Below are 12,326 nucleotides of genomic sequence, written 5' to 3' on the forward strand. Positions count from 1 at the left end.
GCTTGCTCCCGATGACGCTGGGTCAGTCATGCAGGTGTTGCCTGACATACCGCTATCGGGAGCAAGCCCCCCCCACAGTGGAGCTGTGGTGCTCAGGCTTACTTCTGTTTTTCCAGCTGGTGATATTTGCCGTCTTTATCCCACTGGTAAACCACGTAGTCGGAGATTTTCAGGTCGCCCTTGGAGTCCCAGGCTTTTTCGCCCATGACGGTTTTTACCGGGTGAGCCTTGAGCCACTTGGCAGCGTCTTCGCCCTTGTTGGACTTGGCGCCATTGAAGCCGGCCGCCAGCGCCTGGACCGACGCGTAGGCGTACAGGGTGTAGCCTTCCGGCTCGTAGCCGCTCTTCTGGAACTCTTCCACGACGGTCTTGCTGTCCGGCAGTTTGCGCGGGTCGGCACCGAAGGTCATGTACACGCCGTCCACGTACTGCTTGCCGCCGGCGGTGGCGACCAGTTCGTCGGTGACGATGCCGTCATCGGACATGAACTTGACGTCCTTGAGGCCCGCTTCACGGATCTGGCGCACCAGAGGGCCGGCTTCGGGGTGCAGGCCGCCGAAGTACACGACGTCGGCGCCGGTGGAGCGAATTTTGGTGACCAGGGCGCTGAAGTCCTTCTCGCCACGGGTGAGGCCTTCTTCCAGCACCGGCTTGACGCCGCGCTTGGTCAACTGGGCAGCGGTGGCGTCGGCCAGGCCTTTGCCGTAGGTGTCCTTGTCGTTGATGACCGCGACTTTCTTGCCCTTGAGCACATCGACGATGTAGTCGCCGGCGACGACGCCCTGCTGGTCGTCACGCCCGCACATGCGGAACATCGCGCCCAGGCCACGTTCGGTGACTTGCGGGTTGGTGGAGCCCGGCGTGATCGCAATGATGCCGGCCTCGTCATACACCTCGGACGCCGGGATGGTGTTGGAGGAGCAGAAGTGCCCGACCACGCCGATCACTTTGTCCTGGTCGGCCAGGCGGTTGGCCACGGCCACGGCCTGTTTGGGCTCGCATGCGTCATCGCCAGCCACCAGCACGATTTTTTCGCCGTTGATGCCGCCGGCCTTGTTGATCACATCGGCCGCCGCCTGGGCACCTTTCATGTACTGCTCACCGAAAGCGGCGTTGGCGCCCGTCATCGGGCCCGCCACGCCGATTTTCACATCAGCTTGAACAAACGTAGAAACACCCAGCGCCGCTGCAACGGCGAGGGCCAGAAAACCTTTCTTGTAAAACGTCTGGGACATGAGTGGTGCTCCGTATTTTTGATTTTAGGCACGACGACTTGCATTCCATCCTTTCACCGAAAGCTCAGAGCAAGCCGCGTGCCATTACTTTTTTATTCTTCAAAAAGACACCGTGTCATTGTTATTGCAGGCGTTTCGGCGCCGCTTGCCAGTACGTGCAACCCTCTTGCTGGCATAGGTGCAACCAGCAGGCAAAAAAAGTACAACCCTACCCGGTGGCACCTGCAACCGGACCCGCAAACGACAGCGCCTGCACCTGTAACAACAGGCGTAACGGAACTGCACATTTACAGTGCGCGATTGCTACGACTTGCACCAATACAGATGGGAAGCCTGCCAGGAAGAGGTAGGCTCTTAAACGCCAGGTCGCTGTTCAGATCACGATTCGCAAGCATTGCCCGGCGTGATACAGCGAGAATCCCGCTTCATACAGACAGCTGCGCACGCCCACGCCGGTCAGGGGCTGCATCGGCGCAAACGGAATCGGCAAGGCCTGGGGATTCTGGTGACACAGGTAATCGGCAAACGCCTTGCCGACCACACTGCCGGTGGTGACGCCGCGCCCGTTATAGCCGGTGACGGCGACCAGGCCCGGCGCCGGTTCGAACAGGCGCATCAGGTGATCCGGGGTAAACGCGATGCAGCCGGTCCAGGTGTATTCCCACTGCACCGATTTGAGGTACGGGAAGTAATGCTGTTGCACCCGATCAGCCCACGCCTTGAGGAACCAGCCCGGCTTCTGATTGCCGTTGCCCAGGCTACCGAGCAACAGGCGGCCATCGGCATCGCGGCGAATGCTGCTGAGCACCTGACGGGTGTCCCATGACCCCTGGCCGCCGGGGAGGATTTGCCGGGCGGCGTCATCGGTGAGCGGCGCGGAGGCGACCTGATAGTAATAACCGGGGAAAAAATTGCGCCGCAACTCGGTCCATTCGCCTTCGGTGTAGGCATTGGAGGCGATCACCACCTGGGCCGCCTGTACCGAACCCTGGGCCGTCTGCACCGACCAGTTCGCGCCCTGGCGTTCCAATTGCGTCACCGGGGAATGGTCGAACATCTGCCCGCCCAGGCCGGCCGCGGCATTCGCCAGCCCCGTGGTGTACGCCATCGGGTTCAACGTGCCGGCGCGCTTGTCGAGCAGGGCGGCGTAAATTTTGCGGGTGCCGGTGGCCTGTTCACAGGCCTGACCGGTCAGCAGCTCGACCGGCGCGCCACGGCGCTTCCACTGTTCTTCACGACTGCGCAAATCCGCCTCGCCCCGGGCGTTGTGCGCCATGTGCAAGGTGCCCTCGCGGCGCAATTGGCAATCGATGTTGTATGTGTCGACCAGGCTGAACACCAGCGACGGCGCCGCACCCAGCATACGGTTGAGCTGGCTGCCCACCGCTTCGCCAAAACCGGCTTCGATCTCGTCCGGCGGGATCCACAGGCCCGCATTCACCAGCCCGACGTTACGCCCCGAGCCGCCGTGGCCGGTGCGATGGGCTTCGAGCACGGCGACGCTTTTACCCTGCTCCAGCAGGTGAATGGCTGCCGACAACCCGGTGATGCCGGCGCCGATCACGCACACATCCACCTTGACCTCGCCCTTGAGCGCGGCGCGGTCGGGCCGGCCGGGGGTGAGGTGTTCCCACAAACATGCTTCGCGCAGTGCCATTGCCAGACTCCGATGAGACCCAACAAACAACCATTCTTGATGTGCAAATGCGATCAACTGTGGGAGCAAGCCCCCTCCCACATTGACCGCGCTCCGCCTTGGGGAATCAGTCGAAGGTAATGCCCTGCGCCAGCGGCAGCTCCAGCGAGTAGTTCACGGTGTTGGTCTGGCGACGCATGTACCCGCGCCAGGCATCCGAACCCGATTCACGCCCGCCGCCCGTTTCTTTCTCGCCGCCGAACGCGCCGCCGATCTCCGCGCCGCTCGGGCCGATGTTGACGTTGGCGATGCCACAGTCGCTGCCCACCGCCGACATGAATTGCTCGGCTTCGCGCACATCAAGGGTGAAGATGCACGACGACAGGCCCTGGGGCACCGCGTTGTTCAGGCGCAGGGCTTCGGCAAAGTCACTGTAGCCGACCACATAAAGGATCGGCGCGAAGGTTTCGGTGCACACCACGTCGCTCTGCTCAGGCATTTCCACAATGGCCGGGGACACGTAGTACGCATTGGGGAATTTGTCCTGCAACTGGCGCTGGCCGCCGAACACCTTGCCGCCTTCGCTCAACGCCTGTTCCAGGGCGTCCTGCATGGCATCGAAACCATGTTTGTCGATCAGCGGGCCGATCAGGTTGCCTTCCAGCGGGTGGCCGATGCGCACCTTGGCATAGGCGGCCTTGAGGCGGGTGACGATTTCCTCCTTGACCGACTCATGGGCGATCAGGCGGCGCAGGGTGGTGCAACGCTGGCCGGCGGTGCCGACGGCGCTGAACAGGATGGCGCGCACCGCCATGTCCAGGTCGGCGCTGGGGCCGAGGATCATCGCGTTGTTGCCGCCCAGCTCGAGGATGCTGCGGGCAAAGCGTGCGGCGACCTTCGGCGCCACTTCGCGGCCCATGCGGGTGCTGCCGGTGGCGCTGATCAGCGCCACGCGTGGGTCATCCACCAGCGCGGCGCCCGCATCGCGACCACCGATGATCACCTGGCAGAGGTACTCCGGAGCGCCGTCGAAGGTCTTCAGCACGCGCTCGAACAATGCCTGGCAGGCCAGGGCGGTGAGCGGGGTCTTTTCCGACGGTTTCCAGATCACCGCATTGCCGCACACCAGCGCCAGGGCGGTGTTCCACGCCCACACGGCCACCGGAAAGTTGAACGCACTGATCACGCCGACCACGCCCAGCGGGTGCCAGGTTTCACGCATGTGGTGGCCGGGACGCTCGGAGGCGATGGTCAGCCCGTAGAGCTGACGCGAAAGGCCGACGGCGAAGTCGCAGATGTCGATCATCTCCTGCACTTCGCCCAGGCCTTCCTGGGTGATCTTGCCGGCTTCCCAGGACACGAGTTCGCCCAGGTCGGCCTTGTATTGGCGCAGCACATCACCAAACTGGCGCACCAGTTCGCCGCGACGCGGTGCCGGCACGTTGCGCCAGGCGTCGAATGCATGCTCGGCGCGACTGACCTGTTGCTCCACCTCGGCGGCACCCTCCCAGTGCACACTGCCGATCAGGCTGCCATCAATCGGCGAATGCACGGGCTGTTTACCCGCCTGGTACAGCGCCGGGCTCACCCCGAGACGATCAAGCAATGCGGCAACCATGGGTCACTCCTTCAATCTGCACACAAAAAATCGCGCCGCCACACGCACGGCAATTCAGGGCCTATTTGTAGCTGGCCCAAGACTTGCCAACAAACGACGATTAGGCGAGATATCATTCCGTTTATTCATGCAAAGAATAAAAAGAGGCGTGCCGTGCTGAACAAACGCTATTTGCCCTCGATCACCGCCCTGCAGTGCTTCGAAGCGGCCACCCGCCACCTGAGCTTCACCCGCGCCGCCGAGGAACTCAACCTCACGCAAAGCGCGGTGAGCAAGCAGGTGGCGCAGTTGGAAGAGTTGCTGCAACACCTGTTGTTTCGCCGGGTGCGCCGCCGCTTGCAGATGACCCCGGCGGGGGATCTTTACCTGGTGGAAGTGCGCAAGATCCTCACGCAGGTGGAGATGTCCACCCACTACCTACGCTCCTACGGCGGCGAGACCGAAGTGCTGCGCGTGTCCACGCCCTACACCTTCGGCGCGCGCTGGCTGGTGCCGCGCCTCAAGGGCTGGCGTTTGCGTCACCCGCAGATTCATCTGGACCTGTGCAACGAGCAGGAACCGGACGAACTGCTGCAAGGCAAGGCCGATATGGCTTTCTACTTCGGCCAGGGCTCGCGGCCCGGCACCGAGAGCCTGAAGCTGTTCAGCGAGGAACTGGTGCCGGTGTGCGCCCCGGAAAGCCTGCCCGCGACGCCGTTCACCGACCCCACACAATTGAGCGACCTGGTGCTGCTGCAAAACGCCTCACGCCCGCAGGGCTGGCATGACTGGTTCGCCGATCAGGGCCTTCATACCGAACACGGCTATCACGGGCCACGTTTTGACACCTTCTACATGTGCATTCGTGCCGCGCAGGTCGGTTGTGGCGTGGCCTTGTTGCCGAGGTTTCTGGTGGAAGAGGAACTGGCCGAGGGCAAGCTGGTAATTCCCTGGCAGCATGCGATGCCCAGCCAGGATGCGTATTACCTGGCGTATCCGGAGCATTCGGCAGAGGTGCCCAAGGTGCGCGAATTTGTGAAGTGGATGATGGAGCAAGTCATTTAGTGCGTGGAATACCGCTATCGGGAGCAAGCCCCCTCCCACACTTGACCGGGTTGGCACATGAGTACGCGGTCAACTGTGGGAGGGGGCTTGCTCCCGATAGCGCCAGTGGCCTCAGCAAAAAAAATCGCTGGCAAAACCCCACAGGTCTATGCGCCACTAGCACCATCCCTTAATAGTGCGTAAAGGCCGGCCCATCGCCGACCCGTCTGGAGATTCCCGTTATGAGCGAGAGTGTGTTTGCCGATCGCATCGTGCAGAACCTGCTCGACACCGACTTCTACAAGCTGACCATGATGCAGGCGGTGCTGCACAACTACCCGAACGTGGACGTTGAATGGGAGTTTCGTTGCCGCAACAGCGAGGACCTGCGTCCGTACCTGGCGGAAATCCGCTACCAGATCGAGCGCCTCGCCGAGCTGAGCCTGAGCCCCGACCAACTGGGCTTTCTGGAACGCATCAGTTTCATGAAGCCGGACTTTTTGCGCTTCCTCGGGCTGTTCCGCTTCAACCTGCGCTACGTGCAGACCGGTATCGAAAACGGCGAGCTGTTTATCCGCCTGCGCGGGCCGTGGCTGCATGTGATCCTGTTTGAAGTGCCGATGCTGGCGATTGTCAGCGAAGTGCGTAACCGCTACCGCTACCAGAGCGTGATCCTCGAACAGGCGCGCGAGCAGCTGTATCGCAAGTTCGACTGGCTGACCGCCCATGCGAGCAGCGAGGAGCTGGCGGAGCTGCAAGTGGCGGATTTCGGCACGCGCCGACGCTTTTCCTACCGCGTGCAGGAAGAAGTGGTGAGCGTGCTCAAGCACGATTTCCCCGGGCGCTTCGTGGGCACCAGCAACGTGCACCTGGCCCGCGAATTCGACATGAAGCCGCTGGGCACCATGGCCCACGAGTGGATCATGGCCCACCAGCAACTCGGCCCGCGCCTGATCGACAGCCAGATCGCCGCGCTCGACTGCTGGGTGCGCGAATACCGTGGCCTGCTCGGCATCGCCCTGACCGACTGCATCACCACCGACGCGTTCCTCGGCGACTTCGATCTGTACTTCGCCAAGCTGTTCGACGGCCTGCGCCACGACTCCGGCGACCCGGTGCAATGGGCCGAAAAAGCCATCGCCCACTATCACAAACTGGGCATCGAGCCGATGAGCAAGACCCTGGTGTTCTCCGACAGCCTGACGTTGCCCAAGGCGCTGGAGATATTCCGTGCGCTGCGCGGTCGCATCAATGTGAGCTTTGGTATCGGCACCAACCTGACCTGCGACATTCCAGGGGTGGAGCCGATGAGCATCGTGCTTAAAATGACCGCCTGCAATGGCCAGCCGGTCGCGAAGATTTCCGATGAAGCGGGCAAGACCCACTGCACCGACCCCAATTTCGTCGCCTATTTGCGTCACGTTTTCAAAGTACCTGCCCTATCCAGCAAGGAGTGAACCATGCAAGCCGTACAGCGTGAAATTGCGCAGCAGCTCAAGGTCCAGGCGCCGTTCAACGACCAGGCGGCCCTTGAGGCCGAAGTGGTCAGGCGCATAACGTTTATCCAGGACTGCCTGCGCAATTCCGGACTCAAGGCCCTGGTGCTGGGCATCAGCGGCGGCGTCGACTCCCTCACCGCAGGCCTTTTGGCCCAGCGCGCGATGCAGGAACTGCGCGCCAGCAGCGGCGACGAGGCCTATCGCTTTATCGCGGTGCGCCTGCCCTACGAAACCCAGTTCGACGAACTCGATGCCCAGGCTTCGGTCGACTTCATCAACCCGCACGAGCGCCACACCGTGAACATCGGCCCGGCGGTGAAAGCCCTGGCCACTGAAGTGTCGGCGTTTGAAGACAAGCCCGCCGCGTCCCGCGACTTTGTGCTGGGCAACACCAAGGCGCGCATGCGCATGGTGGCGCAGTACACCATCGCCGGCGCGGCCGGTGGCCTGGTGATCGGTACTGACCATGCGGCGGAAGCGGTGATGGGTTTCTTCACCAAGTTCGGCGATGGCGCCTGTGACCTGGCCCCCTTGAGCGGGCTGGTGAAAAACCAGGTGCGCGCGATTGCGCGTTACTTCGGCGCGCCGGAGTCGCTGGTGGAGAAAGTGCCGACGGCGGACCTGGAAGATTTGTCGCCGGGCAAGCCGGATGAAGCGTCACATGGCGTGACCTATGCCGAAATCGATGCGTTCCTGCACGGTGAGCCGGTGCGCGAAGAGGCGTTCCGGATTATCTGCGAGACGTATCGCAAGACCGAGCACAAGCGAGTGATGCCGTTTGCGCCGTGAGGCAGGTCAGAAAATGTTGTGTTGATTGCTGAACAGCTATCGGGAGCAAGCCCCCTCCCACATTTGCCCGCATTCCCATGTTGGAACCCGGTCAAGTGTGGGAGGGGGCTTGCTCCCGATAAACGATAACGCGGTGTTACTTGACCACCACCGTACCTTTCATCATCGAGATGTGCCCCGGGAACGAGCAGAAAAACGCGTAGTCAGTACCCGCAGCCAGCTTCGACACATCAAAAGTCACCGAATCCTTCTCACCGGCACCGATGATCTTGGTGTGCGCGATGATGCGCGCATCACCCTCTTTCAGGTAGCTCTTGTCGATGCCAGCAGCCATGCCTTCGCTGGCGACCGGTTGCATATCGGCCGCGCTGGTCAGCACCCAGTTGTGACCCATAACGTTTTTCGGCAGGTTGCCGGAGTGAGTCAGCTCGACGGTGAAGGTCTTGCAGCTCTTGTCGATGGTGATTTCCTGGGTGTTGAAGGACATCTGATCGGTGGAATCAACAGTGACCGCGCACTCTGCTGCAAGCAACTGGCCGCTGGCCAGAGTCAGCAGGGAAACAGCAACGATTTTGGCAAACATGTGAAATCTCCATGGCAAGGTTTTAAAAACGCGTAATACCGCAAAGGGCGCCTCAGACGGGCTTGAATTCTTATGATCTGCACCGGCAGATTGTATACAACTTTAGGCTATCAGACTGCTCAGCACAATCTGCCAGCCGCCAACCGCGCCGCTAAGCTGCTACCATAGCGACCCAAAGGCAGCTGCGCGCCGCCCCCCTCCCCTTCGACCCTAGAGGATCGCCCATGGCCAAACCTAATTACTCCTTCGCCAAACGTCAGAGAGACTTGGCCAAGGAACAGAAGAAAGAGGAAAAACTGCAACGCAAAAAAGCCGCTGCAGACGAAGAAGCCGGTGGCGAGACCCCGGATGCAGATGCTGAAGTAACGAGCGACGAGAGCGAAACACCAAAAGATCCGGCTGAATAAGTATTCCCCACACTGTGGCAAGCGCGCTTGCCACAGTTATTCCAGCGGCATCACCGTCACCCGCACCTCCGGGTCATGGCTCCCCCCTCCCAGAATCACCCCCCGCAACGGCGACACATCGGAGAAATCCCGGCCCCAGGCGAGGGTGATGTGCTCCAGTGCCGGCTGCACGTTATTCGTCGGATCAAAATCGACCCAGCCCGACACCGGGCAAAACACCGAAACCCACGCGTGGGACGCGTCGGCGCCGATCAGCCGTGGCTGGCCGGGCGGCGGCTGGGTGAGCAGGTAGCCGCTGATGTAGCGCGCCGGCAGGCCACGCGAGCGCAGGCAGGCGAGCATCAGGTGGGCGAAGTCCTGGCACACGCCGCGTCGACGTTCCAGCACTTCCACCAGCGGCGTGGCGACCTGAGTGGCCTCGGCATCGAAGGTGAACTCGCTGAAGATCTTTTCCATCAATGCCTGCGTGCCTACCAGCAACGGCGCGCCGGGCGGGAAACAGCTGGCGGAGAACTCGACGAAGGTTTGTTTGAGGTGCACGTAAGGCGATTCGAACCGGTAGCGACAGGCTTCGATCCGCTCTGGCGACAGCGGCTGGCTGCTGTAGGCCAGGCTGTCACGGGTGCGGTCCCAGGCCGGCGACTGCCGAAAATCCAGCGCCGGCCGCGCCAGCACTTCCACGCTCAGGCTGGCATTGACCAGCAATTCATCGTGAGGCCGCTCGAAAGCCAGGCGGGTGATCGGGTTGCCGAACACATCCAGTTCATCGCGCCGCGAGGACGGCTCGGGGCTGATGTCCAGTTGCTGCGAGCTGCAACGTTGCCAGGCGCAAGGCCGGGGCCACAGGTGGGCCAACTGCTGGGCCAGGGACACCGGGCTGTCGTAGTGGTAGTGGGTATCGTGAAAAATCTGATAGCGCGCGCTCATTACACCGACACCGTCTGCTGGCTGACATCATCCACATGGGCAAAATGGCGCAGGGCCAGGCGATCCGAGACTTGCCCGCTCTCATCGGCGACCGCCTGCAACAGGTCGGCCAGACCGTTCAGTGCGGCGCGCACACCGGGCTCGCCAAACAGCGGGTTCTCCAGGCACGCCAGGTCGAAACGCGCCAGACGCTCCACCAACGGCGCCAGGCCGGTTTCGCGCGGCACGCCGAAGTCGTCGTTCAAGCGGCGCAAGGTACGGCTCACCAGTTTGAGCTGGAACAGCACCGCATGGGGGTTCTGCTCATCAAGCAGCAACAGGTCGAGCACCGGGATCAACTGCGGCACTGCCAGGTAGCGTGAGCGGTAGGTGATGCTGCTGTTGCCCAGCTCCAGCAACCACTCAAGCCCGGCCTGATCGAACACCGCCACACCGCGCAGGAACGCTGCCAGGCTGCTGCTCAGGAACTGCAGGCGCTCAATGCGCCGCCCCATCATCAGAAAGCGCCAGCCTTCGTCGCGGGTCATGTCGTCCAGGGCAAAGCCGGACAGCGCCGCCAGGGACATCACCAGGCGGTTGAGGAAGTCCAGCAGCTCGCCCACATCCGCAGCGTCGCGCTCCAACTCCATGGCTTCGCGCTGCAGCTCCACCAGCGCCTGCCAGTTTTCGCGGGACAACTTGCCGCGCACCTGGGACGCCGCCCACTGCAAGCGTTGCAGGTTGGCGCGCAGGCTCGACGGCCAGTCATCTCCCAGCAAGGCCGCGAGCAGGCGCTCCGGCAACTCGCCCTCCTCCGGCAGCAGGCGCAGGTTTTCTCCCAGCTCCACCGCCGCCTGCAAGGCCAGCGGGTCGTCGCCGTCGACATAGCGCGCGAGCACGATACGCAACCAGCGCGCGCTGTTATCGCAGCGCTCGCAATAGCGGCCGAACCAGAACAGGTTTTCCACCACGCGCGAGGGCAGATAAGGGTCTCGGCGCACCAGGTCATGGGCGCCAATTGTGCGTTGTGCACGCCACAGCTCACCAGCGGCGGCGCGCTCGCCGAGCACCCAGGTGTCCTTGCTCGCGCCGCCGCGCTGCATCGACACCACTTCAGCGTCGGCATCGGCCGCCACGCGGGTCAGGCCGCCGGGCAGCACGCGATAACCGTCCTCACTGGCCACGGCGTACACGCGCATGCCGATGGCGCGGTGTTGCAGGTGGTCGTCGACGGTGTGCCACACCGGCGCCTGGGACAATTGCGCCAGCTCTTGGGCGACGTAGGCGTAGGGCCGCGCGCGCATGCGCTCGGCGAGGGCCTGGCGTTGTTCGGGGTTGAGGTCGCGGCCGAATACCGGGGCGAAACTCTGCGAGGGAAACGCCGGTTTGATCAGCAACTCGGGCAGTTTCTCCAGGGCTTTGGCCAGCACCGGCGCCTCGCCGCACCACCAGGTGGCAATCGACGGCAGGATCAGTGTTTCGCCGAACAGGAACTCGTTGATCTTCGGCAAAAAGCCCAGCAGCCCAGGGGACTCCAGCACACCGCTGCCCAGGGCATTGGCCACCAGCACATTGCCCTGGCGCACGGCGTCGAGCAGGCCGGGCACGCCGAGTGCCGAGTCGGTGCGCAGCTCCAGCGGGTCGCAGAAGTCATCGTCCAGGCGGCGCATGATCGCGTGCACCCGGCGCAGGCCGCTGAGGGTTTTGAGAAACACGGTGCTGTCGCGCACGGTCAGGTCGCCGCCTTCCACCAGCGGGTAGCCGAGCTGGCGGGCCAGGTACAGGTGTTCGAAATAACTTTCGTTGAAGCGCCCCGGGGTGAGCAGCACAATCAGCGGCGGCTGGTTGTCGCCCGGTGCCTGGCGCGCCAGGGTTTCCTGGAGTGTGCGAAAAAAACCGGTGAGGTGCTGCACTTGCAGGTCGCGGTACAGGTCCGGGAAGGCGCGGGACACAATGGTGCGGTTTTCCAGGGCGTAGCCGGCGCCCGAGGGGGCCTGGGTGCGGTCGGCCGTCACCCACCAGCGACCATCCGGCGTACGCGCCAGGTCCACGGCGTACAGGTGCAGAAACGCGCCGTCCGGCGGCTGGATGCCCTGGCACGGCCACAGGAAGTTGTTATGCCCGAACACCAGCTCGGCCGGCAGCAGGCCTTCGGCAATCAGGCGTTGCGGACCGTACAGGTCGGCGAGCACGGCGTTGAGCAGGCGCGCACGCTGGGCGATACCGGCCGCCAGGTGCTGCCATTCATCGGCAGCCAGCACATGGGGCAGCAGGTCCAGCTCCCACGGGCGGTCGGCGCCCTTGGGGTCGGCGTAGACGTTGTAGGTCACGCCGTTTTCCTGGATCTGCCGGGTCAGCAGCGCCTGGCGCTGGGCCAACTGGTTGGGCGTGCTGCGTTGCAGGTGGTCGAGCAGGCGCCGCCAATGGGCACGCACGGCACCGCTGCCATCCAGCAGTTCGTGGTAGGTGCCCGCGGTCAGCGGGTAACGGTCGAGCAAATCGGACATGGAACGCTCGGCAGGGCAAAGGGGGGTCAGTGTAATTCAAACTTGCCGCAATCCAATGTAGGAGGGGGCTTGCTCCCGACGGCGGCGGATCAGTCACTTATGTATCGGCTGATATACCGCGAT

The 12,326-nt window shown here is 63.0% G+C and carries 10 protein-coding genes; 4 read left to right on the forward strand and 6 right to left on the reverse strand.

The genetic code is table 11. The annotated features are described in order from the left end of the window. Positions 1–98: 98 nt before the first annotated feature. The 3 genes from ACXX81_RS19915 to amaB all read right to left on the reverse strand — a co-directional run bounded on the left by ACXX81_RS19915 (position 99) and on the right by amaB (position 4,489). Positions 99–1,235, reverse strand: a complete 1,137-nt coding sequence (locus ACXX81_RS19915; protein ID WP_057009736.1) for a branched-chain amino acid ABC transporter substrate-binding protein — start codon at positions 1,233–1,235, stop codon at positions 99–101. A 373-nt stretch (positions 1,236–1,608) separates the two neighbouring features. Next, positions 1,609–2,892 carry an L-pipecolate oxidase gene (gene amaA / locus ACXX81_RS19920; protein WP_458572259.1) on the reverse strand — a complete coding sequence of 428 codons (1,284 nt, stop codon included), beginning with the start codon at positions 2,890–2,892 and terminating at the stop codon, positions 1,609–1,611. Between the two features lie 106 nt (positions 2,893–2,998). Then, positions 2,999–4,489 carry an L-piperidine-6-carboxylate dehydrogenase gene (amaB, locus tag ACXX81_RS19925; protein WP_322212509.1) on the reverse strand — a complete coding sequence of 497 codons (1,491 nt, stop codon included), beginning with the start codon at positions 4,487–4,489 and terminating at the stop codon, positions 2,999–3,001. 153 nt (positions 4,490–4,642) lie between these two features. Between amaB and ACXX81_RS19930 the strand changes: the two genes are divergently transcribed. From ACXX81_RS19930 to nadE, 3 genes are all read left to right on the forward strand, one after another. Beyond that, entirely contained in the window at positions 4,643–5,533 is an 891-nt protein-coding gene (locus tag ACXX81_RS19930) for a LysR family transcriptional regulator (RefSeq protein ID WP_322212508.1), read from the forward strand. A gap of 221 nt (positions 5,534–5,754) precedes the next feature. Beyond that, positions 5,755–6,969, forward strand: a complete 1,215-nt coding sequence (gene pncB, locus ACXX81_RS19935) for a nicotinate phosphoribosyltransferase (protein ID WP_209987948.1) — start codon at positions 5,755–5,757, stop codon at positions 6,967–6,969. Between the two features lie 3 nt (positions 6,970–6,972). Next, positions 6,973–7,800: an NAD(+) synthase gene (nadE, locus tag ACXX81_RS19940; protein WP_057009741.1), complete on the forward strand. Its 828-nt coding sequence runs from the start codon at positions 6,973–6,975 to the stop codon at positions 7,798–7,800. 136 nt (positions 7,801–7,936) lie between these two features. Here nadE and azu read toward each other — a convergent pair whose 3' ends face one another. Continuing rightward, entirely contained in the window at positions 7,937–8,383 is a 447-nt protein-coding gene (gene azu, locus ACXX81_RS19945) for an azurin (RefSeq protein ID WP_231422398.1), read from the reverse strand. A 224-nt stretch (positions 8,384–8,607) separates the two neighbouring features. On the opposite strand from azu, the gene ACXX81_RS19950 reads away from it, so the two are divergent. After that, on the forward strand, positions 8,608–8,790 hold the full coding sequence (locus tag ACXX81_RS19950; protein WP_209987942.1) for a hypothetical protein: 183 nt from the start codon (positions 8,608–8,610) through the stop codon (positions 8,788–8,790). Positions 8,791–8,826: 36 nt separating this feature from the next. Here the strand turns inward: ACXX81_RS19950 and ACXX81_RS19955 are convergent, their stop codons facing one another. Continuing rightward, complete coding sequence (locus ACXX81_RS19955; RefSeq protein WP_209987939.1) at positions 8,827–9,717, reverse strand: transglutaminase family protein; 891 nt, start codon at positions 9,715–9,717, stop codon at positions 8,827–8,829. Then, positions 9,717–12,203, reverse strand: coding sequence for a circularly permuted type 2 ATP-grasp protein (locus ACXX81_RS19960; protein WP_209987936.1), 2,487 nt, complete (start codon positions 12,201–12,203; stop codon positions 9,717–9,719). The genes ACXX81_RS19955 and ACXX81_RS19960 overlap by 1 nt, the downstream gene beginning before the upstream one ends. Between the last annotated feature and the right edge of the window lie 123 nt (positions 12,204–12,326).

It is taken from the genome of Pseudomonas sp. GNP013, from assembly GCF_054343995.1.